23 protein-coding genes are annotated in these 24,221 nt (G+C 67.9%); 16 read left to right on the top strand and 7 right to left on the bottom strand.

Going from position 1 to position 24,221, the window contains the following annotated elements; translation table 11 throughout:
* The first annotated feature begins 87 nt into the window (after window positions 1–87).
* The 9 genes from C5E41_RS34420 to C5E41_RS10200 all read left to right on the top strand — a co-directional run bounded on the left by C5E41_RS34420 (window position 88) and on the right by C5E41_RS10200 (window position 11,059).
* The gene (locus tag C5E41_RS34420; RefSeq protein ID WP_219823134.1) at window positions 88–366 is read left to right on the top strand and encodes a DUF5994 family protein; all 279 of its coding nucleotides are present in this window, start codon (window positions 88–90) and stop codon (window positions 364–366) included.
* A 98-nt stretch (window positions 367–464) separates the two neighbouring features.
* On the top strand, window positions 465–773 hold the full coding sequence (locus C5E41_RS10240) for a type II toxin-antitoxin system Phd/YefM family antitoxin (protein WP_104375585.1): 309 nt from the start codon (window positions 465–467) through the stop codon (window positions 771–773).
* A gap of 4 nt (window positions 774–777) precedes the next feature.
* Window positions 778–1,299, top strand: a complete 522-nt coding sequence (locus tag C5E41_RS10235) for a type II toxin-antitoxin system RelE family toxin (protein WP_104375584.1) — start codon at window positions 778–780, stop codon at window positions 1,297–1,299.
* Window positions 1,300–1,633: 334 nt separating this feature from the next.
* Window positions 1,634–2,155: a hypothetical protein gene (locus C5E41_RS10230; RefSeq protein ID WP_104375583.1), complete on the top strand. Its 522-nt coding sequence runs from the start codon at window positions 1,634–1,636 to the stop codon at window positions 2,153–2,155.
* Window positions 2,152–2,604 (top strand): RDD family protein, encoded by a 453-nt coding sequence (locus tag C5E41_RS10225; RefSeq protein WP_104375582.1) that lies wholly within the window; start codon window positions 2,152–2,154, stop codon window positions 2,602–2,604. Before C5E41_RS10230 ends, C5E41_RS10225 begins: the two co-directional genes overlap by 4 nt.
* Window positions 2,605–4,255: 1,651 nt before the next feature.
* Window positions 4,256–5,020, top strand: a complete 765-nt coding sequence (locus C5E41_RS10215; protein ID WP_104375580.1) for an amino acid hydroxylase — start codon at window positions 4,256–4,258, stop codon at window positions 5,018–5,020.
* 62 nt (window positions 5,021–5,082) lie between these two features.
* Window positions 5,083–9,033 (top strand): non-ribosomal peptide synthetase, encoded by a 3,951-nt coding sequence (locus tag C5E41_RS10210; RefSeq protein ID WP_104375579.1) that lies wholly within the window; start codon window positions 5,083–5,085, stop codon window positions 9,031–9,033.
* Between the two features lie 170 nt (window positions 9,034–9,203).
* Window positions 9,204–9,938 (top strand): O-methyltransferase, encoded by a 735-nt coding sequence (locus tag C5E41_RS10205; RefSeq protein WP_104375619.1) that lies wholly within the window; start codon window positions 9,204–9,206, stop codon window positions 9,936–9,938.
* A gap of 158 nt (window positions 9,939–10,096) precedes the next feature.
* Window positions 10,097–11,059 (top strand): hypothetical protein, encoded by a 963-nt coding sequence (locus C5E41_RS10200; protein WP_104375578.1) that lies wholly within the window; start codon window positions 10,097–10,099, stop codon window positions 11,057–11,059.
* A 161-nt stretch (window positions 11,060–11,220) separates the two neighbouring features.
* On the opposite strand, the gene C5E41_RS10195 is transcribed toward C5E41_RS10200, so the two are convergent.
* Together C5E41_RS10195 and C5E41_RS10190 are read right to left on the bottom strand one after the other, a co-directional pair.
* Complete coding sequence (locus tag C5E41_RS10195; RefSeq protein ID WP_104375577.1) at window positions 11,221–14,058, bottom strand: M48 family metalloprotease; 2,838 nt, start codon at window positions 14,056–14,058, stop codon at window positions 11,221–11,223.
* A 2-nt stretch (window positions 14,059–14,060) separates the two neighbouring features.
* Window positions 14,061–14,594 carry a hypothetical protein gene (locus C5E41_RS10190; protein ID WP_146097512.1) on the bottom strand — a complete coding sequence of 178 codons (534 nt, stop codon included), beginning with the start codon at window positions 14,592–14,594 and terminating at the stop codon, window positions 14,061–14,063.
* A 724-nt stretch (window positions 14,595–15,318) separates the two neighbouring features.
* Here C5E41_RS10190 and C5E41_RS10185 point away from each other — a divergent pair.
* On the top strand, window positions 15,319–16,248 hold the full coding sequence (locus C5E41_RS10185) for a hypothetical protein (RefSeq protein ID WP_308706044.1): 930 nt from the start codon (window positions 15,319–15,321) through the stop codon (window positions 16,246–16,248).
* A 19-nt stretch (window positions 16,249–16,267) separates the two neighbouring features.
* On the opposite strand, the gene C5E41_RS10180 is transcribed toward C5E41_RS10185, so the two are convergent.
* From C5E41_RS10180 to C5E41_RS10165, 4 genes are all read right to left on the bottom strand, one after another.
* Window positions 16,268–16,933 carry a phosphate signaling complex PhoU family protein gene (locus C5E41_RS10180; protein ID WP_104375574.1) on the bottom strand — a complete coding sequence of 222 codons (666 nt, stop codon included), beginning with the start codon at window positions 16,931–16,933 and terminating at the stop codon, window positions 16,268–16,270.
* A gap of 114 nt (window positions 16,934–17,047) precedes the next feature.
* A complete protein-coding gene (locus C5E41_RS10175; protein WP_063023624.1) occupies window positions 17,048–17,731 on the bottom strand; it encodes a hypothetical protein in 684 nt (227 codons plus the stop codon).
* A 161-nt stretch (window positions 17,732–17,892) separates the two neighbouring features.
* Window positions 17,893–18,918, bottom strand: coding sequence for a saccharopine dehydrogenase family protein (locus C5E41_RS10170; protein WP_258080871.1), 1,026 nt, complete (start codon window positions 18,916–18,918; stop codon window positions 17,893–17,895).
* 104 nt (window positions 18,919–19,022) lie between these two features.
* Window positions 19,023–19,640, bottom strand: coding sequence for a PadR family transcriptional regulator (locus tag C5E41_RS10165; protein ID WP_219823129.1), 618 nt, complete (start codon window positions 19,638–19,640; stop codon window positions 19,023–19,025).
* 40 nt (window positions 19,641–19,680) lie between these two features.
* On the opposite strand from C5E41_RS10165, the gene C5E41_RS10160 reads away from it, so the two are divergent.
* The 6 genes from C5E41_RS10160 to C5E41_RS10135 all read left to right on the top strand — a co-directional run bounded on the left by C5E41_RS10160 (window position 19,681) and on the right by C5E41_RS10135 (window position 22,750).
* Entirely contained in the window at window positions 19,681–19,986 is a 306-nt protein-coding gene (locus tag C5E41_RS10160) for a hypothetical protein (protein ID WP_104375573.1), read from the top strand.
* 209 nt (window positions 19,987–20,195) lie between these two features.
* On the top strand, window positions 20,196–20,615 hold the full coding sequence (locus tag C5E41_RS10155) for a hypothetical protein (RefSeq protein WP_104375572.1): 420 nt from the start codon (window positions 20,196–20,198) through the stop codon (window positions 20,613–20,615).
* Between the two features lie 56 nt (window positions 20,616–20,671).
* A complete protein-coding gene (locus C5E41_RS10150; protein WP_104375571.1) occupies window positions 20,672–21,019 on the top strand; it encodes a DoxX family protein in 348 nt (115 codons plus the stop codon).
* A gap of 6 nt (window positions 21,020–21,025) precedes the next feature.
* Entirely contained in the window at window positions 21,026–21,298 is a 273-nt protein-coding gene (locus C5E41_RS10145) for a hypothetical protein (protein WP_104375570.1), read from the top strand.
* Between the two features lie 102 nt (window positions 21,299–21,400).
* A complete protein-coding gene (locus C5E41_RS10140) occupies window positions 21,401–22,015 on the top strand; it encodes a hypothetical protein (RefSeq protein ID WP_104375569.1) in 615 nt (204 codons plus the stop codon).
* A 42-nt stretch (window positions 22,016–22,057) separates the two neighbouring features.
* A complete protein-coding gene (locus C5E41_RS10135; protein ID WP_104375568.1) occupies window positions 22,058–22,750 on the top strand; it encodes a response regulator transcription factor in 693 nt (230 codons plus the stop codon).
* A 1-nt stretch (window position 22,751) separates the two neighbouring features.
* Here the strand turns inward: C5E41_RS10135 and C5E41_RS10130 are convergent, their stop codons facing one another.
* Window positions 22,752–24,188 (bottom strand): sensor histidine kinase, encoded by a 1,437-nt coding sequence (locus C5E41_RS10130; protein WP_308706045.1) that lies wholly within the window; start codon window positions 24,186–24,188, stop codon window positions 22,752–22,754.
* Window positions 24,189–24,221: the final 33 nt, after the last annotated feature.

The raw sequence follows: 24,221 nt of genomic DNA, 5'->3' as shown, positions 1-24,221 counted from the left end.
GGCGGCACAGCCGGCCGTGGTGCGGGATGACCCCAGCACACCGGGAGCGGCGGCCAACCATTCGACACGCCGACCCGCACCCCGCGGCTGCTGCTACGCGACCGTGAGGAATCCGCGGGCGTGGACGGTGCCTGGTGGCCCAGAACCGACCTCACCACCGAACTGCACGACCTGGTCACCGCCCCGACCACGCGACTGGGCGTCACCGCGCGCATCACCTTCGATTGGAATTCGCTGAGCCGGTCCCAGCGCGGAATCGATCCTCCGGACGGGATCGAGGTCCGTTGTTCACACATGTCAGGAGCAGTTGTGGCAGCGGTACGCGTGCGGTGGTCTCCGATATACCAGCCGAGCGCCGATCGCTGATAACTCGGTGAAATCCAGTAGGTCATGTCATGGGCGCAGGTGGTGCCTGCGGCCGATACGGCATGGATAATCTAGCTAGAATTCTGTACAGTTACGGCATGTCGATCCTGCGCAACACTCATGAGCTGAGCGTTTCCGACGCCTCCCAGCGAGGTGTCGCTGGACTGGTGGCGGACGCCGAACGAGGCACCGACCTCGTGGTCACCCGCCATCATCGGCCTGTTGCGGCCGTGGTCAGCATGGAGCGGCTCGCCGAGCTGGACCGCGCGGAGTCCGACCTGCGCGACCTCGCACTCGTGCTCGCCCGGGCCGCGACCGACCGCGGGAACCGAACGTCATTGGACGACGTACTCGGCGCCTTCGGCCACACGAGGGAATCCCTCGCCGAACTCGACGACCACGAGTAATCCGATGGTCGAAGTCCTCTTCACCGATGCGGCAATCGACGACCTTCGAAAACTGGGTCCCGACGCTGTGCCCAAAGTCCTCAAAAAGGTGCTCCTGCTGCTGGATTCACCGCAAGCAGGCTATCCACTCGGCGGCGAACTGACCGGGTTCCGCAAGCTTGTCGTCGGCCGCAACACGTGGCGGATCGTATACCGGGTCGTCGACCAGCAGACGATCGAGATCTGCGAGATCTGGACGATCGGAGCACGCGCCGACTCCGAGGTCTACGCGGAAGCAACCGCCCGTATCGTCGCGGCGGCCAGTCGGCTACCGGAATTCAGCAAACTCGGCGAAGTGGTCCAGCGACTCGGGCGCAGTGCCGAATCGCTCCGAATTCCACCGACACCGATTCGCGAACCTGTCCCCGATTGGCTCGCACAGCGATTGATCCGCACGGTCGGCATGGCTCCTGCCGAGGTCGCGGCACTCAGTCTCGAACAGGCGGTCGACCACTGGGCCGAATACACCTCGCGGCCGCCAACGTAACCCGGGCCGGACACGATCCCGCTCTACCGGCTCGACCCGGGGCACGTCTCTCACTGCGTCCCAGCGGCCGTTCGCCTGCCGACCGGCACGATCCGAAGCGCCGGCCCTTCGACTGTCAAGGGTTCGGGTTGTGGAACGTTAGCTCCACTTTCGAGTTAGCACCACTTTCGAGCCGCAGGTTATCGCCTGCGGCTTTTTTGTTGCTCGGCACTGCACGAGCATTGCGGTGGCTGAGGGAGGGCCACCTGCCTTCTCGGCCGAGCTCGGCCGGTGTCCGGCAACCGAATAACTCGAAAGGCATGCCCGAGCGGTATCGAGCGAGTTTGATGGTGATGTGGACGGCACCCCGATCTCGAGGCCGGTGAACCTGGTGGCGGGAGCCGCCGCGAGAGTCGGCGGAGCTGCTGGGCGCATGCTGGGGTTCGGGTTCGGCGTCGCACGACGGATGCCGGGCATCGAGCCGGTGCTCGCGAAACTCGAACAGCGGGGCGCCGAGACTTTGGACGCCGCCGACGACCTCACCGAACGGGTGCTGCGTGCGGTGATCGGCAGGATCGTGCGGACCGCGGTCGGCGCTGTCGACCTCACGGAGATCGTCGTCGACAACGTGGATCTCGACGCGGTGGCAGAACGGATCGATGTCGACAAGATCATCGGACGGGTCGATCTGGTCGGGCTGGCCGACACCGTGATCGAGGGCGTCGATCTACCTCGAATCATCCGCGAATCCACCGACTCGATGTCCGCGGAGGCAGTTCTCGGCATCCGAAGCCAGGGGATGCGTGCGGACGATGCCGTCGCGGGGTTCGTCGGGAAGTTGCTCCGGCGAGCACCGTCCGAATCGGGCGCGGAGTGAGTGCCCCTGCGCACCATCCGGCCGGCATCGTGACGCGTTCGATCGCATCAGGGGTCGACGTCGCCGTCGTCGTGGCGATCATCGCCGCGATCTACCTGTGCCTGGCGTTCGCTCGACTGCTGTTCTCACCGCAGGATTTCACGTGGCCGGACGCCGGTGCGGTGATGTCGACAGGCATATTCATCGTGGTGTCGGTGCTGTACCTCACCGGATGCTGGGCCGTGAGCGGTCGCACCGTCGGCGCCGTGATGATGGGGCTGCGGATGGTGACCCGCGACGGCGAACTCGTGGGATGGCCGCGGGCTCTGGTGCGGGCGGTGTTCTGTGTGATGTTCGCGCTCGGATTGTTCTGGGTGGTGGTCGATTCGCGCCGGTATTCGCTGCAGGACATCGTCCTGCGCACCACGGTCGTCTACGACTGGCAGCCGCAGGCCCATCCGCCGGCATAGGCGCGGGGGGGATCTGACGACAACCACCGATGCTCGAGCGAGTGAACTCCCCGGTCGCGTGACCGCCTATCCCGCTGCGGGCTTCGGTGATGTGGTCGGCGGATGTGCGATCGACGGAGTCGTCGGATGCGTCGACTTCCTCGGCATCGGAGGTTTCGTCGCCGGCGAGGTTCTTGGTTGTCGTACCCGTGGATGTCGTCGTCGTGTCGGTCGGTGCCGCCGGCGGCGTGGTCGGCAGGTTGCCGGTCGGTGCCGTCGTGGTCGGCAGGGTTGTACTCGGATCGGCAGTTATCGTCACCGTCGTTGTCTCCACAGGAGTCGTAGGCGCCCTGGATAGTGGTGGTGGGAGGGGCGGGTCCGAATCCGGCACACTGGGCATGATCTGGATCGAAAGACTGGCTGTGGCAGAGAAACTCGTGCCGACCGACACGGCCATCGAGGTCGGCGCCGAGGTATCCGTCGTCGTGGCCGTCGTGGATTCTGTCGCAGTGGCCTGGCCGGTACCGGCATCGGTGAAATCCACGGCCGGTGGCGCGATCCCGGAATCGACGGTGGCGTCGGTACCGCCCGTCCCGTCGCCAGGTACGGAGATCTCGCTCGATGCGTCGGAAATCGCGCTCGGGTTCACCGCACCGGTTTCGCCGGGGACAGCGCCGAAGTCGAGAGTCTGCACCGTGGCTCACCGGAGTGCGCCTGCGCCTGGTTCACGCGCATCGGCGGGCTCGATCCCGCTCGTACCACGAGCGTTGTTCCGATCGCCGTGGTCACCAACGCGGTGACCATACCCGCGCGCGAGATCTGCCGCCGGAATCGCCCGCCCGCCCGCAGAATTCGACGCCGAGGCGCACCATCGATATCGGCACCTACGGGCGATCGAAACCGGCGCGGATGATGGCCGGTTTCGAATTGGATCGCCGGGCATGCGGCGCCGGCACCGCGAAACACCCCATGCCCATATGACCGACGTCGACGCCGCGGCCGAGCTGTGGGACGCCTGCGCCGACCTTACGGGGGGACTCCACCCGCGGCGTCCGCCGACCGCAGCGACCGAAGACTCGCTCAGCAATGTAGCGGCAAACCCGGAGTTCGCCCCTCTCCCTGTAGTAGCTTGCTTGATTACCGTTGTTCGCCGGAGAAGAGCGGAGGGGCCGATGCCGAACCTGCCGCAGGGGGTTTACGGTGGCTCGCCGGGGTCTTCGTCCTGCTCGTCTCGACGACGACCGTGGGGACCGCGTCGGCCGGCGGTGATCCGTCCGGCCGACGGGAACTCATGCATGGGGATATCGGCAAGACGCCCTGCACAATTCGTGGCCGATGTTCGCGGCGGCGATCGGCGCCTGAACATTGGTGAAGGCGCTATGGATATTTCGGGAGAAAAGCGACAGACCGGGCAGGGAATCCCTCGCTTGCCGGATACTTCGTTTCACTTTTCGCGGAGATCCGCGGACGGCCAGGAATCTTCACCGAATGTTCCCCGAAATGTATTGCAGGAAGCCGCCTTCTGCTTTGCCCTCGCCGGCTTCGCCGATTTGTTTGCAGGAAATAGCCGGGGGTACTCGCGGACACAGAACGCACCTATTGTCAGCGCTGATCGATTCCGAGTGGTGATGACCTGCGCACTTTAGGCAACTCGAGGAGAGGATTGATTGCGATGACGGTTGGTCTCGACGTTCGTTCCGAGCGTGAGCGCGTCGCCCGCGCATGCCGCCCCGGGCAGCCGTTGCCCGAATTCGTCTACAGCAGTGACGAAGACGCGCTGTGGTCGAGGGTTTTCGCGACACTTCGCGCCATGCACGAGGAACTGGGATGCACGGACTATCGTGCCGCCGCTCGCATCGTTCAGCTGCCCGCCGACCGGGTACCGCAGATGAACGAGGTCTCGCGCACGCTTCGATCCCTGACCGGCTTCGAGCTCGCACCGGCGATCGGAAGCCAGCCGGGCCGCCTGTTCTACGGCCCCATGGCCGACGGCATCCTGCACGCGACCCCGGACGTGCGGCCGGTGACAGAACAATCGTTCTCGCCCGATCCCGATGTCATCCACGAATTGGTCGGGCATGCGGTCATACTCGCCGATCCGGAATTCGCGGAACTGTACCGCTGCTTCGGCCGCGCCGCCCTCCGCGCCACCTCCGACGAGGAGCGGGCCGCGATCGCGCGGTTGTTCTGGTTCACCCTGGAGGTAGGCGTGGTCGCCGAAAAAGGTCATCCGCGCGCGTACGGCGCCGCGATTCTGTCGTCGGTCACGGAGATGGAGTCCTTCGTGCAGGCGGATCTGCGAGAGTTCCGGATCGAGGACATACTCACCAGCGATATCGACGACAGCATTTGCCAGCCCCTCCTGTTCGTCGCCGATTCGGTCGACCGGATGACGGCAGAAGTCGAGGGCTTCCTCCGGTCGAGGGTCGGTTCGTGATGTCGCCTTCTCGCACAATCACTTTCGCTGATATCCTCGCCGTCGAGAAATAAGGAATTGCGGTGGTAGACCTCACGAGTACCACGCGTCGTCACGAGGGCGTGACTCCGGACACGGACTTCTTCGAATTGTCGGTAGCGCAGTCGGAACTGTGGCTGGCCCAGCAATTACATCCCTCGGTTCCGTTCTCCATCTCCCAATACACCGATGTGCAGGGCGAACTCGATCTGGAACTGCTCCAGCAGTGCGCCCGCCGCGCGGCGCGCGAATTGCAGTCGCCGCATGTGCGATTCGCCATCGTCGGTGGCCGACCACGCCAATATCTCGACCACGAACTCGACGCCGAATTCGACTGCGTAGACCTGAGTGATCATCCCGATCCCGAACGCGCCGCCCACGAGTGGATGAGCCGGGACCTTCATCGGGGCATCGACCTGACCGGTGCCGACGTCACGAAGACGGTGCTGTTCACTCTCGGCCCCGGCCGTTATCGCTGCTATGCGCGCAGCCACCACCTCGCCGTCGACGGCTTCGGCGCTGCTCAGGTGTTGCAGCGAACGGCCGAATTGCATTCCGCCGCAACCGAAGGGCGGCCCCCGGCACCGTGCCGGGCGGTGTCGCTGACCGAGATCGTGGCGGCCGAGCAGCGGTATCGGTCCTCGTCGCGGTTCGCCGCCGACCGCGAGTACTGGGGCAAGGAGCTGGCCGGCCTCGATCACGTCACCCGCCTCAGTGAGCGGTACGCGGCGCCCTCGGCACGGCCCCATATCGCGCACGCGACTGTCGATGCGGAGCTCATGGCACGGCTCGATGCCGCAGCCCGCCGGTACGGCACGGGCATGGCCGAGGTGCTGGTCGCGGCGGTGACCGCCTTTCTCGCGCAGATGACCGGTGATACCGATGTCACGGTGTCGCTGCCCGTCGCCGGTCGCACCACGGGAGCGCTGCGGCGGTCGGCAGGGATGGTCTCGAACGTGGTGCCGCTGCGGGTGCGGGGCGTGGCCGAGAGCACGATCGGCGACCTCCTCCGCCAGGTGCGCCTGAGCATGATCGGCGCGTTGCGCCACCAGTTGTATCGGCACGAAGACCTGCTCCGTGACCACGGCGTGGGCCGGGCCGGTCGCCACGGCTACGGTCCGCTGATCAACGTCCTCAGCCTGCCCGACAGTATCGACTTCGGCGCCGTTCGCGCTCGGACGCAACTGCTTTCGGCCGGGCCGGTGGAGGATATGGCGATCAGCTGCTACCGCTTCGGCGCCGAGCCGTTCGTCGTCGACTTCCATGCCAACCCGGAGCTGTATCGGGCAGACGAGGTAGCGGGGTATCGGCAGCAGTTCATGGACTGCCTGGCCCGATTCCTGTGGGCCGACGATACGGACAAGGTGTTCGCGGCCGTCACCGGTACCCACACGATCGCGGCCCCGAGGCAGCGGCAGCACCAGCGGTTGCTGCCGGAATTGCTCGCGGGCGGAATCGATGCCGGTGAACGGATCGCGCTGAGCGGGCCGGACCGATCGGTGACCTATCGTGAACTCGACGAGACGACCGCGCAGTGGGCGCGCGAGCTGATCGCGCACGGAGCCGGGCCGGAAGTCGTTGTGGCGGTGGCGTTGTCCCGGTCGGTGGAATCGGTCATGGCGCTGTGGGCCGTCGCCCGGGCCGGCGCGGTGTTCTTCCCGGTCAATCCCACCGATCCGCCGGCGCGCGTATCGAAGCTGATCGCCGATTCCGATGCGGCGCTGGGCATCACCCTCGCCGAGTGGCGCACACCCCTGGAGAACACGACGGTCGACTGGTTGCTGCTCGACGGCGGCGAGTTCGCCCGCGCGGCCGCATCCCGGTCGACCGCCGCGGTGACCGATGCGGATCGGATACGACCGCTGCTGGCTGCTCACCCGTCCTACCTGATCTATACCTCCGGATCGACCGGTGAACCCAAGGGGGTGCTGAGCACCCACGAAGGCCTGGCGACATTGGCCGACGATCTGCGCATCCGTAACCGCATCGGCAGGGACTCGGTGGTGCTGCAGGCACATTCACCGTTCTGCGACGCGTCGATGCTCGAATATCTCTCCGCGTTCACGCCCGGGGCGAAGCTCATCGCTCTCGCGCCGGACATCATTGCGGGACAGCGACTTTCGCAGGTTATGGAGGACGAGGGCGTCACCCATCTGGTGGTCACACCGGCCATTCTGGCAACGCTCGACCCGGATCGATTGCCGGCACTGCGGACGGTGACGGTGGGCGGTGACAAATGCCCGCCCGCGCTGGCCGAACGCTGGGCGGGCCGGCTCCCGATGTTCAACTCCTACGGCCCCACCGAGGCCACCGTCGTGGTGACCCAGACCGAGCCGCTCGACCCGAACGCGCCGATCACGATCGGGCGCGGACTGCCCGGCGTGCAGACTCCGGTACTGGACGCCCGGCTGCGGCCGGCGCCGCGCGGCGCCCGCGGCGAACTGTATCTCGCCGGGGACGCATTGGCGCGCGGGTATCTCGGGCGGCCCGGAATCACCGCGCAGAGTTTCGTGGCGAATCCCTACGGAGAGCCCGGAACTCGGATGTATCGCACCGGTGACATGGTCCGCGAACAACCCGACGGGACGCTCGAGTACCTCGGCCGCGGTGATGTTCAGATCTCGCTGCGGGGGCAGCGCATCGAGCCGTCCGAGGTGGAGCGCGCACTGGCCGCGGACGAGACGGTCGATCAGGCCGTGGTGCGGGTGTGGACATCCGAGGCGCTCGGCGATCGGCTGATCGGCTATGTCGTCCCCACGGCGGCCGCGAAGCAACACTTCGACCGCACCGCCGTCTTGGCGCGGTTACGAACTGTGCTGCCGCCCGGCATGATTCCGGCGATGCTGGTGCCGCTGCCCGAGATACCGATCAATCCGAGCAGCGGTAAGACCGATCGGTCCGCATTGCCGGATCCACAGACGCTGCCGCGCCCGGCCTTCCGCGCGCCGACATCGCCGATCGAGCGCACGGTGGCGGAGACGATCGCCGAGGTCACCGGGCAATCTCGGGTCGGCCTGGACGACAACTTCTTCGAACTCGGCGGCAACTCGTTGCTCGGCGTCGAGCTGTGCCGGCAACTATCCGAGCGGACCGGCACGACGGTGACGATCTCCTCGCTGTTCACCCCGACGGTACACACCTTGGCCGCCGCCATCGAAGCCACGGCGGCCGGCGGGAACAGCGACGTGGCGGTCGGCGGTTCGGCGCTGGAGCCGGTTCTTCCGTTGCGTGGCAGCGGTTCCGGGACGCCGCTGATCTGCGTGCATTCCGCTGTTCCGCTCTCGTGGTGCTATTCGGGCCTGCTGCGGTACGTCACCGACCGGCCCGTCTACGGGCTGCAGTCTCCGGCCGTTTCCGGGCAGTCGCGGAGGTACCACACCGTCGACGAGCTCGCCGAGGTGTATCTGCGCGAACTCACGCGCATCCAGCCGGAGGGCCCCTACCACCTGCTCGGCTGGTCCCTGGGCGGGCAACTCGCGCACGCGCTCGCCGTCCGGCTGCGCGCCCGGGGGCATGCTGTGGGATTGCTCGTGATGTTCGACAGCGTGGCATTCGGCGAGGGTGCGCCCCAGCCGGAGCCGCCCACCGTCCGGGATCTGGTCACCCACCTGCAGGGCAACGAGTCGGCCACTCCCGACACGCGGCCGCTCACCCTGGACGAGGCTGTGGAGGTACTCGCCGACAGCCCCGGCCCCGGTCGCGGGTTGACCCGTGAGCACCTCGAACGGCTGCACCAGGGATATGTGGACAGTGTCGCCATGTCCACGAGCTACCGGCCGGCATGCTACGACGGCGATCTGCTGTATTTCTCGGCGACCGAAGGCCTCACCGGCGAACTGACCGGCGAGATGTGGCGGCCCTTCGTGTCCGGGCAGATCACACAACACCGCGTCGACGTCACCCACGCCCAGATGACCAACCCCGAGGCGCTCTCGGTCATCGGGCCGATCCTGGAGGCCGAACTGCATCGGCACGGCGAAGGGAAGAACAGATGAGCAAGCACTCCGCTGCGATCGTGGCATCCGCGGTGTCGGTTGTTTCCTCGATTCTGCTGGCCACGCGCCGGCCGGCTGTGTTCGGACTCCGTCTCCCGCGGTGGGCCCTGGCCGCCGTCGCTGCGATCGCGTTGGCGATCGCCGCCAACGAGAGCGTGGGCAAACCGGTGATGTTCCTGCGATGGTCGTATGTGCGGTTTCTGTTCGGCCTCCGGCATATGGGCGCCACCTGGCAGGTCGGCGACGGCCGGGAACAGGCGCTGGCCGACTATGTGTGCGCGCATGCGCGAAAAGGCGACATCGACGACGTCATCCGGGTGATCGACGAGTTCTGCTACACCAAGAGTTATCTGATCAACATCGGGGACGAGAAGGGCCGGATCCTCGACCGGGCCGTCGCCGCCGCGCAGCCGCGCCGCCTGCTGGAGCTCGGAACCTATTGCGGGTACAGCGCATTGCGCATCGCGCGGGTCATGCCGGCCGATGCCGTGCTGTACTCGATCGAGTTCAACGCGGCGAATGCCGCTGTCGCCCAGCGGATCTGGGATCACGCGGGTGTCAGCGAACGGATCGTCGTCATCGTCGGCACCTTGGGCGACGATGGGAAGACGCTCCGGGTGCTGGCCGACGATCACGAGTTCTCGCCCGGAACACTGGATTTCGCCTTCCTCGACCACGAGAAGGACGAATATCTTCCCGATCTCCACCGGATTATGGATCGGGCCTGGCTGCGTCCCGGCTCGGTCGTCGTGGCGGACAACGTGAAATACCCTGGCGCCCCGGAGTATCGAGCGTTCATGCGTCGCCATGAGGGCACCCGGTGGAAAACCCGAGAGCATCGGACGCATGCCGAGTACCAGAAAATTCTCGAGGATCTCGTGCTCGAATCGACCTATCTCGGCTGACTGGATCAGGACCACACCGGCCGATCCACGACTGCCCCGTGCCGCGATCGCGCGGTCGGCGACCATGTTAATCGTCGGTAATGCCGGGTAGTCGCAGACTATGGTGCAACGTTGCGCCCCGACCTGCTGCCGTCTATACGCCGAAGGACGAGATTCGCATGAGCACTCCCGATACCTCCACTTTGCGGGCTCAGCTGCGAGCTGTGCTGACGTTGACCAACACCGAGATCCAGGTGGCCGAGACCCGGATCGCTCAGGCTCGAACCGAGGCGGTTCGCACGGAGCTGTCCGAGAACGCCGACAAAGGCCGCGCCCGCGCCGAGGCCATCGAGGCGGCCATCCGCGATCTGGGCAGTGTGCCCGAAGTGGTCGGCCCGTTCCTCGGCCGCGCGGTCGCTGCCATCAAGGCGATGGCCGAACAGGCTCAGCCGTTCGACGAGGCGCTGCTCGGCGACCTGGCGCTGGAACACCAGCTGCTCGACCGCGCCCGCTACATCAAGGCTCTGGCGACCGCCGCGGGGCAACGCGAGGTCGTGACGTTGGCCGACCGCCTGATCACCGCGCATTCGGCCACGGTGGAATGGCTGACCACCGTGCTGGCCGAGGACGCCCTCGGCGGTCCGGCCGCGTTGCGCCGCACCGCTCTTCAGGCGGCGACCGGGACCGCGGTGAAACTGTTCAACCTGCCCGTCACGTGGTCGGCTCGCGGCCTGGATCGCGCGCTGGACACCGTCCGCACCACCCCGCCCGCGCTCGGTGAGCTGCTCGCCCGGGGAGCGCACGCGGGTGATGTCGCCGTCAAGACCCTCTCGGCCTCGCGGGATGCCGCGCTGGAAACCGCCGAGCAGGTCACGCGCCACGAAGGCGCCGGTGCGGCCGCCGATGCCCTGCATTCGATCCGTGCCACCACAGGTGTCGTCGAACCCGGCGAGCTACCGGTCGGTGACTACGACGAGCTGAACGTGTCCCAAGCCGTCGCCGCGGTGAAGGAGCTCACCGAGCCGGCCGACATCCGCGCGATCGTCGCCTATGAGGAAGCCCACAAGAGGCGCCATGGCGTCGTCTCGGCCGCCCAGACGCGGCTCGCCGCGATCGCCCAGGAAGTGACCGGCCTCAGCTGACGGCCACTCGCCGGGCGAATCACGGGACTCACGGCCCGCGGGAGCAGCAGGCCGGACACGAAGGCCACGGCGGGTACACCGAACACGCCGTGCACGGTGGTGGGCTGCCCGGCGGTCGTTCACCCTGCCGGCAATCCGGCGAGCGGCCTCGAATGCCGCGGTCATCCATCGGCCGCGGCATCGCGGATCTCGTCGAAGTGGCGGAGCAACGTCGCGTACGCGGCGGCGGCCGCGACGTACTCGGTCATCGATCGGTCGAACAGGGCGTCGTTCTTGTCGTCGAAACTGCGCCGGCAGTCGTCACCGGCGCGTTTCGCCACGGCGAGCCACGTCGCCCAGTCGGTCTGGGCCCGGTCGTCGGGAATCGGAACGAATGCGGCCGCATGGTCGGCGTCGGCGGCAACGGCAGCACACAACGGCGCGAAGATCTCCGGGTCGACCGCGACCGTGGGCTGTCCCTCGGCGGCGCGCACGGCGGCCGCGGTGGCCGCTCGCAACCTTTCGTTGTCGTCGTGAAGCCTGTTTGCTTCGGCCGTACCGCCGACCCGAAGCCAGGCATCGATCCGGCGCGCCCGCGCCTCGGGCGTGGGCTGTGGTTCCCGCCCGAGTGTTCCGACGGCGGATCCCTCGACATGCCCACGGTCGTAGAAGGAGATCGCGGTATTCGCGACCAGAGCGATCACCGCTGCGGCCGCGAGCACCACGACGGCACCACGCACGATCGCCGACCGCGGCGGCTCGGGGTCTCTGTCGGATCGCGGTGCCGTGTCCCGCGTTCGGCCGAAGAGCCGACGGCCGGCCACGGCGACGACCGCGCCCAGCAGCGCGGCCACTGCCGCGAGGTACACCGCGAGACCGAGAACGAACGGCACCTGCAACGTGACGACCATCCAGGCCGGGCCCGGTCGCCAGCGGCAGGTGTGGGCCATGACCCGCATGGGGGCGACACATCCGTCGGTTGCGGCGAGAACGAACAAGCCGGCCAGACCGAGCAATCCGGCGCCGCCGGCGGCGGCGAGCCCCACGAGCAGCCGGAACCGCGCCGCGGTCGCCGACACTCCGATCGCCGTCAGCATGAGCACACAGCCGAGACCCGCGCTCAGCCACATCGGATAGCGGAACACCCACTCGTCGGGTAGCTGTCCGAAAGGCGGCTGGTCGGGATGCAGTCGCGCCATGATCACCACAACGGTCAACCAGCACAATCCACCGCCGACGACCGCACCCATGGCGGCGTGCCGCACCGGCACGGCCCGATGCACCACCGCTCCCGCGTCCGATGCGTCGGTGCGGGCGCGCCGCATCCACGCGGGCGGGGATGTGCTCCGTCGCCGCACCACGGCGAGCCACGGGAACAACCACAGAACGGATGCGCCCACGAGTACCAACGGTCTGTTGCCGAGGTCGGCGACGACCCAGAACCATCCCGGGGTTCCCGGCAAGGACAAATCGGGCGACCGCAGCGACCCCCTCTGCAAGAGGAAAAGCCCGTTCATCCAGTAGCCGTACCAGGTGCCGAACACGACCAGCGCCGCGGCGAGTCCCAGTATCCGCACCGGGCGCAGCGATCGGCCACGACTACCCCGAATCCAGATTTCGGCGCACTGGGTGACCCAGCTTGTGAACACCGGAGCACTGATCAGCAGGACGATCAGGATCTCGGGATGGGGGGGCAACAGTCCCACCCCGGCAGTGCGGAAGGACAGCAGTTCGCCGACCGCCAGGCCCACGCCGAGCCAGACGCCCGCAGACCAGCCCGAGGGCACCGGCCGACCGGTGAGAACCGCGTAACCGACCGCGCGCCAGAGGATGTAACCCGCGATGCCGACGACGAGTACGGCGGTCGTCCAGGTCGCCACCTCGGCGACGGCGCCGGGACTCGACCAGATGGTCGCCTGAACATTCGCGACCTGCGCGGTGACTCCGGTGAGGAACATCGGAAGTGCGGTGGCGCCGAACAGTATTCCGGGGTCGCTTCGCCATCGACTGCGGTCGGACCAGTCGGGATGCGTACGCAATAGCCCCAGAAAGCGGTGCCATGCAACGAATCCCGGCCGATGCGCGGTGGGCCGATCCCGCCACGCAAAGGCGGTGTCTCCGGCGAGGCGCGCGGCGTCGATATCGGCATAGACCTCGCGGGTCCGCAGGATGTCCGCCCGGACCAGATAGGTCAACGCGATGAGGACCACGACCCGGATGAGGCCACGCAAACCCAATTCCCATTGGCTACGCCAGAGATCGGGATGCTCGAACAGTGACATGACCTGCCCGACCACGTTGGGCAGCAGCGCGCAGATCAGGAATGCCCGCCACAGCGCGACCGTGGCGTAGGTGATGTCCACGTCGCGATTGCGGATGTGCGCCAGTTCGTGCAGTACCACGTCGCGTAGCACGGCGGGCTCGGCGCTGCCCCGTGCTACCAGGCCGGCGTCCAGGCATACCGTGTAGCGGCCCATCCGGCCGAAGACGACCGCACCGACGGAATCCGCCCTCGGATCGATGGCGAACGCCGGTGCCCTGCGTAAGCCGGCCCGCTCCACGAGATCCCGCAATTGCCGCGCCAGCTCGTCGGACGAATCGGGATCCACCGGCAGTAACCGACCACGTCGGCGCCGCCACATCGGTCCCAGCACATACAGCACCGCGGCGAGACCGAACACCACCGCGAGGGCCGATATCACCGTCACCGGATCGCTGTGGGAATGCACCCCGTGAGCCGCGTCGCACGAGGCGACGAATGCGGCGCGCGTCATCATCGCCGCGGGTATATATGGCTCGGTCGGGTCGTATCCCACTGCGAGACGACACAATTGGAACCACGTGTACCACTCGTCGCCCTCGCGATACTGCACCAGCGTGGTCGACAGCAGAGTCAGGCTGTCGACCGTGACGAAGGCGAGCAGCAACGCGAACCGGATCGCGGTGCCCGCGGCGAAGAATCCGGTGTCTATGGGTACCGCGTCCGGGACCGCGGCGGCCTCCCCCTCCTCGGCACACACGGTCAGCTCGGTGTGCTCGAATCGTGGTCGGGTTCGACCGAGGGCTCGGCGAGCTCGGGCACCGCGTCGACGACCAGACGACCGGCCACCGAATCGGCCAGCAGCCGAGCGCGATCGGCGTCCATGCCACTGCGCAGCGCGGAATCCAGCACCTGCGCCCGCACCTCCGCGATCTGTTCGGCCGCGAGCGGAGGCAATACCGTCACGGCCTTCGCGCGGCCGAGCCGCTTGCGCAACCAGCGCCGCGCCGCCCGACCGCCGCCGCTGATCGCACCTTCCGTGAACTGCTCCGCCGCCTTGGTGAGCACGATCCACAGCACCGGGCTCGCCAGCACGGCGACCTCGTCGATGCCGAAACCGAGCAGATCACCACCGCTCCTGCGGCGCGCGAGCAGACGCGCCGCGCGCTCGTCGCCCAACTGTCGCAGTCGATCCACCACCGGCAGCTCGTCGGGAGCTACCTCCGCGACGACATCCCGGACCACGGCACCGACCGGTATCGCACCCACGGGCATCGTGTCCCCTGACGCGTCCATCGAATCGCCCCTCCCCGCCGCTCGAACGCGGGATTCTCCGAAATACTTTCCCCCGCAGCGGCAGAACCAAACGGAAGATCTTCGGATGCCACGGTAACCGGTCCGCGATATCCACACCCGAAATATCTCCAACCGCTGTGCGGTATTCATTCGCATCGCCGTGGGTGAAGGCGGCGACCGCGAAGCCGGACCGAAGGAGGCCGAGGCGACCTCGGTGCCGCCGTCCGACCATCCCCATTCGTGCCGATGGTCGCGGGACGATGCGCGGTGCCCCAGCTCTGTGCCGTACCGTCGGCGGCGATCGGGCTCGCGGTAGCCATCCACCGCAGCATGGGCGAGCCGGGATCGGTGCGTTGCTTGGCGACGAGGAATTCGGCTACGTCCGGGCGCTGGTGTAGGAGTCGCCCCAGAACGAACCACGCCTGGTATCGGCCGATCCGAATTCCGCGGCGGTGGCATCGATGGCGTTGGGGTCCTTGGTATCCAGCGCACTGGCGGCGGCGCTGTCGGAGAGCTGGACCGCGCGCTGCGTCGCCCGCCGCGTCGGCCGGGAGGTCGGTGCCGGTGATGTCGAGCAAGATCACTTCATGTTCGGGCTGAACCGCGGTGCTGCGAACCGATTCCACTGCAGCCGGCGGCGCGCGGGGCCGCGCCACGCCGGACGTGAGTCGGCTCCGGCGCGCCTGCGGCGGATCGCTGCGCGCGAACCGCACAATCGCTGGTCATGGCGATGGGACGCAGAGCCGCACTCGGCTTGCTGGCCGCACTGCCCCTGCTGGCGCCGGGGACGGCACGAGCGCATTCGGCGCTGCCGGAGATCGGCGCCGATCCCCAGCGGGTGCCCACGCGGTACACCATGACGGCGTTTCGTACCGACAGTGACACCACCGTGGCCGTGTACGAGTCGGCGGACGCGACGATGTTCACGCCGGTCGCCGAACACGCGTTCACGCCGCGGACGGGGTTGGCTCGCGATCCCAGCGTGCTGCTGCATACCGACGGCTGGTACTACCTCACCTACACCGCGGCCCCCGATGCGACCTCGATCGGCCTGGCACGCAGCCGCGACCGGATCGCCTGGACGGAGCTGGCGTCGGTGCCGATGCTGGTGCCGGGCCGCCTGGAAGGGACGTGGGCCCCGGAGTGGTATGTCGATGCGGCGGGCCGAGTCGGCATCATCGTGTCGCTGACCTGGGGGCACGGCTTCACCCCACACCTGCTGGTACCGGCGGGCGCGGGACTTTCCGCCTGGACGCCGCCGATACCGCTGCTCGGCGTCGGCCCGAGCGGTCCGGGTTCGCTGGGCTACATCGACACACAGCTGGTGCGGTGGAGCAGGCGGGTGTACGCGTTCGTGAAGAACGAGGACACCAAACTCGTCGAACTGGCGGTCGCGGACAACCCCTTGGGTCCGTATTCCTTTGTAGCCAAGGGTGATTGGGCAGGATGGGGCGGCCCGCGGGAAGGTCCGTCGGTGGTGCCGCTGCCCGAGGGCGGACATCGCATCTATCTCGACGCCTACACCGAGGGCCGCTATCTCTACAGCGACAGCTACGACGGATTCCGCACCTGGTCGGCGCCGACCGAGCTCCCCGGACTCTCCGGTGTCGTCCGGCACGGCACGGTGCTGGCCGAATTCGGTTCCGCCCCATGAGATCCGCGGGCCGGCCGGATCACTCGTCGTCCGGCGTCCAGTTGTCGGCGGTTTCCCCGGTGGTGAGGAAAATAGTGCGACGTCCCACTTCCACGGCATTGTCGGCGAAGCGCTCGTAATACCGTCCCAGCAACGTGAGGTCGACCGCGGCCGTGATGCCGTGCGCCCAGTCGTGGTCCAGCACCGCGGCCAGCAATTGCTCGTGCAGATGGTCCAGTGCGTCATCCTGGGCGTCGAGACCGGCCGCGTCGTAGGGGTCGCCGGTTTCGAGCACCGCCGCGGCGCTCGTGGCGATGGCGCAGGCGGTGGAACCGAGACGCTCGATCAACGGCCGCACCGGTTCGGGAACGACGTGCTCGGGATGGCGTCGGCGTGCGCTGGTGGCGATATGCCCGGCCAGCGCGCCCATGCGCTGGAGATGGCCGGTGAGCTGGATAGCGGTCACCACCCGCCGCAACTCGCTGGCGACCGGGGCTTGCAATGCCAGCAGTCGCAGCGCTTCCTGTTCGGTCTGCTGCGCCATCTCCTCGACCCGGCCGACGACGTCCAGCGCGGTCTCGGCCTGTTCGATATCGGCGTTCACCACCGCGTAGGTGGCCGCCGAAATGGCCGTCCGGTCCTGTTCACACATCGCATGCAGCAATTCGGCGAGCTGCCGCAGATTCGCGTGATAGTCCGACCGCATATCCCGATTCAACCCCAGTGGGACGCACATTGCGAATTTCGTTCCGGACCGGCTCGATCGCTGCGAAATAGCCGGAATTCGCTTTCCGGACATTCGATCGGCGCGGTCTGCCGCTCACCCGAGCCGATAGTTGTAACTCGCGTAACGGTGTGAATCCGCACCCGCTTCCTCCCAGCTGTAGCTGTAGGTCCCCACATGCCCCAGCCGGAAGGAGCTGTCGGCCATGATCGAATAGCCGCTGCGCCGCGCCCGCTCACAGAACGCGTAGTCCTCGCCCAGGTACCAGGTGTGCTCACCGTCGGGCACCAGCATGGGCAGGAAGTACGGGACGGTCGGGCGGTCGAACCGCAGGTTGCACACCGGAAGTTGTTCATGTTCGGCGACGGTCTCGTAGACGTCGCGGTGGGTGAACAGGAATCCGGTGGCGGCGTATTTGATCTCCAGCAATCCCCCGCCCTCGCCGAACAGGATGCTTCGGGTTCCGGGCAATACGTGGCAGGCCAGGCCGCGCACACCCTTCTTCGCATAGATTCCGCACACGATCGGCAGATCATGTTTGCGCAACCGGTCCACCGAATCCACGTCGAACGCGATATCGGAATCGATCCACATCAGCCCTTCGAACCCGTCGCGCAACGCGTCGGTGGCCATCTGACTGCGTCCCTGATCGATCGCGGCGAATCCGGTGACGGTCCGGACCTCGTAACCACGATGCTCCAGCCGGGCCAGATTGCGGGCGAAATCGGGTGCGATCGATCCATGGGTCGGGACCAGGACAACACAGCGCGAGGGCTCCATGCCCGCAGCCTGCCACGCCCGCGCGGGGACCGCGCGGCGTGGGAAGCACCTGATCGCCGGGTCGCGGTTCTCACCGGGGCCCCACACGGGCAGCGGGTTCTGTCCTAGGAAGCGATGTCCGTCGGCGGCCCCGACGCGGACCGCGGTGAATCCGTATTCGATCAGGCGTTGTTCGTACTCGTGCCGACAAGACCACCGGCGAGCGTCGTCTGCGCCCCCCAGGCGAGGATCGCGGCGGTGAAGTCGTAGGGGTCGACGCCGGCCAGGGTGACCGACGACAGGATTCGGCCCGTGGCGTCGCGGCTTTCGGCGACCGCCCAGGTGCGCGTGCGGGCCCGGGTTGCCGCATCGGGTCCACCGGTCGAACCCTTGACCAGGGCGTTCAAAGCACTCTCGGCCACCTGTTTCACGGGCGCCACCCGGGCGACGGCGTCCGTGACGAGGGAGGTCGCCCGCAGCGCGCGGGCGGCGCCGCCGGGCAGGCCGAGATAGACCTCGGCCGCGCGCAGGTTCGGGTGGGCGCGGTGCAGAACGAGGTGCTCCGAGCCCGGAATCGAGGCGCCCGTGAGCGCGCGGCCCTCGACGTCGAAGGTGTGCGTCCGGGCGCCGGTTCGCTCCGGCACGATGTCACCGTCGCGAAGGGCGAAGCCGCGCTCGAACAACATGCCGACCATGGATGCGCGGGTGCCGCCGCTGGTGCCGGGGCCGGCGATGAAGTAACCGATGTCGACGCGGGTGGCGTCCGGTGCGTCGCGCAGCGCGAGGGCAGCGGCCAGATTGCCTGGGACGTAATCGAATCCGAAGGCCGTCAGCAGGGCGACACCCGCCTGGCGCGCCTCGGCGTCGCGATCGAAGACCCGGCGGATGAACGGGCCTTCGCCGGTCGAGTCGAAGTAGTGCGCGCCCGCCTCGAGTGCCGCCTCCAGCGCCGGAGCGCCGTATCGCAGGAACGGTCCCACCGTCGTCACCAGCACGTCCCCGCGACCGAGCAGGGCGCGCACCGATGCGGGATCGGCCACGTCGGCCACCGCGGTCTCGACACCGCCGAGGTCGGCCGCGAGTTGCCGCAGCGCGGTGGCGTTGCGAGCGGCCAATACCGGCTCGGCGCCGCGAGCGAGCAGGGCTCGAGCCGTCAGGCGGCCGGTGTACCCGGTAGCTCCGAACAACACCATCTTTGCCATTGCCATCACCTGGGTCCTGTTGGTCGCCGACGGTTCGTGCCGGTTCGTTTCGACGCCGGCACCGTTACCGACGATAGGACCGTCGAGCCGCCCCGGACACGGTGGCATACCTACTCGCCCGGGGCGGCCTGGTCCTGGAACTGTGCCAGCGACTCCCACGACCAGGTGAGGGTGCCGGCGTCGAGGTCGGCGACAACGTCTTCCAGCCACCGTATTTCGGCCTCGGTGACCGCGCGCTGATATTCGTCCTCGAGCATGGTGACGCGCGGCAGGCCGAACCGCGTGGCCTGCGCGATGCCGGTGTCGAGCTCGGAATGCTCGGCGCGCAACGCTTTCAGCCGGCGCTCCAGTTCTTCGCGAGCCGCGTCGGGACCGAGGAGCATCAGAAACGACAGGGCGGCCGGGAATTCGGGAAATTCGTTGCGGGGCACGGCGATCATGTCGGTGAGCCAAGCCATGCAGGCATCGCGGCCCACGTCGGTGATCTCGTAGACCGTGCGTTCCGGATACTGCTGGTCGCGACCGGTGGCACGGACCGCCACCAAACCGGCGTCCTGCAGCCGCGCGATCGTCTTGTACAGCTGGGCGCGCTGCCCGACATTGACGACTTTGTCCTTCCCCCACGCCGGTTCAAGCGATCCCCGCTCGCCATGGCGGTGCTCGGCATCCTGCACCTGGAGCCGATGCATCCGTACGCCATCCAGCGCCGCATCAAGGAGTGTCGTCATCGACCTGCGCTCACCGTGGATCGAAGGCGAGGACCCGATCGTGGTCCACGCCGACGTGGACCACGCCATGGTCAAGCTGCTGGTTCCCGACGACGCGATCGTCGAGCACAGCGACCTGGAGTGGACCGGGCGTGGCCGGGTGAAGGATTTCGGCCGGCCGCAGGATGCCGCCGGCCGAGTTGTCCGGCTGACCGGGACCAGCACCAAGAGCGAGTTCCGCGTTCACCGCGGCGGCATCGCGATCCTCTCGGCACTGTTCAGCCGCGAGTTCTTCGACGACGCCAGGCAGGCACACCGGCAGGGGCGCACCCCGACCCTCGCCGACCCGGCCCACGCGCCGCGCTGACCGAAGGCCGCGCCGGGCGGCGGCAAACGCCCGGCGCCCATCTCCTTCCGCACTGGTGATCACCAGTCGCAGGCGACGCCATCGCGCCGATGTCCGTGCCGCCGGTTTCGTTTGCGGGAGCGGGGAATCCTCCCACCAGAGCAACCCGGTTGCCGACGCGACTCCGGCATCCGGCTGACTTCGATGGATCGACCGATGGGAGCCGAACCATGAACGTTCGACGCGCCGCGGCCGGAGCCGCACTCACCGCCGCCACCCTTTCCACGGTGCCGGCCGCCGCCTCCGCCGACGACCCCGGAGTCCCCCGCAACGGGATCATTCCGGCTGGGACCTACCACATCACCCAGCACCCCGACAATATGATCGGCTCGCCCGTGCACGACTGCGACCTGCAGGTTTTCGTGGACGGTGCGACCGTGACGCTGGTCTGCGGGAATTCCTCGAAGACCGGCCGCCAGAACGCGGCCGGCCCCGATGAGACCTACGTGACGTTCGAGGGGATCCCGGTGGGTTTGGATCTGCGCGCCGTCGACGCGCCCCAGGGGTATTGGGCGGGCACCGTGAATGCCGCCGCGACCTCGATCGACGCCCCGTATTCGGTCGCGGGAATCACCTTGCGGCGACGCTGATCGGGGTCGCGCGCGACGGCATGTCACACCGCGGCCCGCCGCGTCGTCACACCGGCATGAACATCGCGTATTACATCGTCGGCGCAGCGGCCGCACTGTGGATCGGATTCTCCGCTTATTCACTGTTCAACAAGAGCGACTTCGTCGTGGAACCGCTGAATCAATACGGCGTGCCGCGAAGCTGGTGGAACTGGCTCGCCCTGGCCAAATCCGCCGGGGCGCTGGGGCTCGTCGTGGGCTTCTTCATCCCGGCGATCGGGGTGGCGGCGGCCGTGGGATTGATTCTGTATTTCCTCGGCGCGATGGCGACCACCGTACGTGCCCATTCCTACGGAACCACGATCTTCCCGGCGCTGTATCTGATCCCGGCAGCGGCGACCCTGGCACTGCAATTAGCCCGCTGAGCTCGGGTGCAGCGGGCTGCGGTATACGACCGCGCCGGCCACGGCGATCCGGTCGTCTTCATCCACAACGCGGGCGCCCAGCGGCGGATCTGGGACGAGCAAATGGCCGCGTCGCTCAGCGACTGCGGACATCTGCCGATGATCGAGGATCCGGAGACGGTCACCTCGGCGATCGCCACCTTCCTGGCCGGACTTCCCGCACGTCGTGCGCCGCACTGCGGCATGACACCGCGGTCGCGCCAGGTGAGCGATCACCACCGCCCGCGCCCGTCGCGATGACGGAGTGGTCTCGATTGCGCCGACACGCTTCACCGCCGATAACACACACCCGCCGGGCGCGGATCACACGATGACGGCACCGATCGCATCAGGAGAACGCCCATGCGCTCCCACACTCGACTCCCCCGCAGACCCGGCCACCGGCAGATCCTGGCCACGGACATACCCCGCGTCATCGCCGTCGCGATCGGTCTCGCAGTCGCCGCGTCCCTCGTCGCCTGCTCGACCGATTCGCCGGCCTCAGAGGGACCGAATACCGCCGAATATCGGTCGACGACGCAGACGACCACCGTGAACACCCCCGGCGAAACCGACGACGGCTCCGGCGGTGTCGAGCGGCCATCGTCCAGCCGCGCCGAATTCCCCTCTGCCCCAACGTCCGAGCTTCCCATCATCTCTTCGTCCGTCCCGAACGGAGGCGACCATCCGCCGGCCGGCACCGCGTTCCCCGGCGAAGACATCAGCGGCGACGCTGCCGAGCAGTTGCAGCAGTCGGTCGACGCCGGTCACCAACCATGGCGGCTGGACGAGGACGCCGTCGCACGCGCCTTCGTCTCCGGGCGCTTCGGCTGGTCGCAGCCGGCGATCACCCACGGCGGCCCCTACCTGACCGTCGCCACCGGGCCGAACGGGCAGCGCGTCTCCCTGCGACTTTCCCAGCCGGCCCGCAAGAACAACGGCGGCGTGTGGGTCGTCGAATCGGGCATCTGGTTATAAGGCCCGCGCGAGCCCACGGCACGGGTCCGGCATGCTGGAGGGATGCGTGTGCTGGTGGTCGAGGACGAGCCGCGGCTCGCCGCCACCCTGCGGCGCGGCCTGGAGCTGGAGGGTTTCGTGGTCCAGCACGCTCACACCGGCACCGACGGCCTGTGGTGGGCGAGCGAGGACGACTTCGACGTGATCGTGCTCGACATCATGCTCCCCGAACTGAGCGGCTACGAGGTGTTGCGTCGTCTGCGCGAACGCGACATCTCCACCCCGGTGCTGATGCTCACCGCGAAAGACGGCGACTACGACCAGGTCGACGCGCTGGATCTGGGCGCCGACGACTACCTGACCAAACCGTTCTCCTTCGTCGTCCTCACCGCCCGCCTGCGCGCCCTGCTGCGCCGCCGCGCCCCACAGCAGCCCGAAATCCTGGCCGCGGGTGATCTGAGACTGGACCCGCGACGGCGCTCGGTCTCGCGTGCCGGTTCCGAATTGGCCCTGACGCCGAGGGAATTCGGCCTGCTCGAATACCTGATGCGGAACAAGGGCAGTGCCCGCACCAAAACCGAGATCTTGCGCAACGTCTGGGATGCGCACTACGACGGTCCGGAGAATGTGGTCGAGGTCTATATCGGCTATCTTCGCAAGAAGATCGATACGCCGTTCGGCAGCAACAGTATCGAAACGCTGCGCGGTGTCGGTTATCGGCTGATCGACTCGGAAGTCACGGCCGCGGCGGACTGAGTCACCGGTCCGGCGGTCCCGTCACCGGCAGCTCGACAACGAATCGTGCTCCACCCCACGGCGATTCGGCGACGCCCACCACTCCCCGGTGCGCCGCCACGATTTCCGCGACGATCGCCAGCCCGAGGCCCGAACCGCCGGTCGTCCGCGACCGGTCGGCCTCGAGTCGCACGAAACGATCGAAGACCCGGGTGCGGTCGGCCGCGGGAATCCCCGGCCCGTCGTCGTCCACGACGAGGTAGGCACACCCGGACGCTCCCGGCGCGGCATGGTCCGCGACCGCGATCCGGATCCGTGAACGGGCATGGGCGACCGCGTTGTCGACGATATTGCGCAGCGCCCGCGCCAACCGCTCCGGATCACCGACGATCCGGGTCGGGCGGATATCCGTATCGACCGTTATGCCCCCGCGCAGACGAGCGGCGGCGGCCGCGGCCTGGGCGATATCGTCGAGATCGACATCGCCCGTACGCAATTCGAGTCCGCGTTCGTCGGCGGCGGCGAGGGTCAGCAGATCGTCGATCAGCTGCCGCATGCGCTCGGCTTCCGGCAGCAGCGTGCCGTCTATCAGCTCCGCGTCCAGGGTTTCGGGCCGGTGGCGCGCCAATTCCAGTGCGGCCGTGACCGTGGCGAGCGGACTTCGCAACTCGTGGGAGGCGTCGCCGACGAAACGGCGCTGGGCCCGGTGTCCGGCCTCGACGCGGGCGAGCATATCGTTCATCGTCTCGGCCAGCCTGGCGATCTCGTCGCGCGGCGCCGGCACCGGCACCCGTTCCGACAGCTGCGTCGCGCCGATCCGGGCCACGCGCTCGCGGATCGCCTCCACCGACCGTAGCGAGCGTCCGACCAGCAGATACGTTGCCGCGGCGGCGGCCAGCACCACGATCGGCGCTCCCACCGCCAGCAAGGCACCGACCCGGGCGACCGCCCGCTCGACCGATTCGGTGTCGACCGCGACGAGCACCTGGTAGCGGCCGGAGGACGTTTCGGCGACACGGCTCGCGACCCGCAAGTCCTCGTCGTATCCGGGCGAGGCGGGCAATCCGACGGCCCGTCTCGCACCTGCCGGCGCCGCGGCGAGTACTCCGTGCGGATCGCCGAAACCCCAGATCACCGCCCCGTCCGGCGTGACGACCTGGGCCGCCGCGACGCGCCCGTCCTCGGCGCGCGGAAGTTCGCGCACCCGAGCCGGGTCGTGTTCGAGCGTCTCCGCGATCTCGGCGGCACGCGCCTGCGCGGCGCCGTCGAGTTCGTCGATCAGCGAACGGTGCAACAACCAGACCATCGCACCCGCGGCGATGAGCAACACGACACCGACCGCCAGAGCCGAAACGAGGGCAGACCGGATCCGCACACCCCACCGCGACGGATGTGTCCAGCGCCGGAACCGATTCACCCACCCATCATCGACGACGACCACGACCACGACCACGACCACGACGAGGCCGTCACGATCTCAGCGTGGTCTCAG

Source organism: Nocardia nova, assembly GCF_002933465.1.
Lineage (GTDB): Bacteria > Actinomycetota > Actinomycetes > Mycobacteriales > Mycobacteriaceae > Nocardia > Nocardia nova_B.
The sequence above is the reverse complement of the archived record's forward strand: the minus strand, read 5'-3'. Positions and strand labels throughout refer to the sequence as shown.

Bases quoted from the DNA above. Each gene is read 5' to 3' on its own strand.
- C5E41_RS10165 (WP_219823129.1), bottom strand. From the start codon at position 19,640: ATGACGACACTCCTTGATGCGGCGCTGGATGGCGTACGGATGCATCGG.
- C5E41_RS10135 (WP_104375568.1), top strand. From the start codon at position 22,058: ATGCGTGTGCTGGTGGTCGAGGACGAGCCGCGGCTCGCCGCCACCCTG.
- C5E41_RS10150 (WP_104375571.1), top strand. From the start codon at position 20,672: ATGAACATCGCGTATTACATCGTCGGCGCAGCGGCCGCACTGTGGATC.
- C5E41_RS10175 (WP_063023624.1), bottom strand. From the start codon at position 17,731: ATGGAGCCCTCGCGCTGTGTTGTCCTGGTCCCGACCCATGGATCGATC.
- C5E41_RS10170 (WP_258080871.1), bottom strand. From the start codon at position 18,918: ATGGCAATGGCAAAGATGGTGTTGTTCGGAGCTACCGGGTACACCGGC.
- C5E41_RS10240 (WP_104375585.1), top strand. From the start codon at position 465: ATGTCGATCCTGCGCAACACTCATGAGCTGAGCGTTTCCGACGCCTCC.
- C5E41_RS10200 (WP_104375578.1), top strand. From the start codon at position 10,097: ATGAGCACTCCCGATACCTCCACTTTGCGGGCTCAGCTGCGAGCTGTG.
- C5E41_RS10215 (WP_104375580.1), top strand. From the start codon at position 4,256: ATGACGGTTGGTCTCGACGTTCGTTCCGAGCGTGAGCGCGTCGCCCGC.
- C5E41_RS10185 (WP_308706044.1), top strand. From the start codon at position 15,319: ATGGCGATGGGACGCAGAGCCGCACTCGGCTTGCTGGCCGCACTGCCC.
- C5E41_RS10180 (WP_104375574.1), bottom strand. From the start codon at position 16,933: ATGCGGTCGGACTATCACGCGAATCTGCGGCAGCTCGCCGAATTGCTG.
- C5E41_RS10205 (WP_104375619.1), top strand. From the start codon at position 9,204: ATGTTCCTGCGATGGTCGTATGTGCGGTTTCTGTTCGGCCTCCGGCAT.
- C5E41_RS10235 (WP_104375584.1), top strand. From the start codon at position 778: ATGGTCGAAGTCCTCTTCACCGATGCGGCAATCGACGACCTTCGAAAA.
- C5E41_RS10190 (WP_146097512.1), bottom strand. From the start codon at position 14,594: ATGGACGCGTCAGGGGACACGATGCCCGTGGGTGCGATACCGGTCGGT.
- C5E41_RS10140 (WP_104375569.1), top strand. From the start codon at position 21,401: ATGCGCTCCCACACTCGACTCCCCCGCAGACCCGGCCACCGGCAGATC.
- C5E41_RS10155 (WP_104375572.1), top strand. From the start codon at position 20,196: ATGAACGTTCGACGCGCCGCGGCCGGAGCCGCACTCACCGCCGCCACC.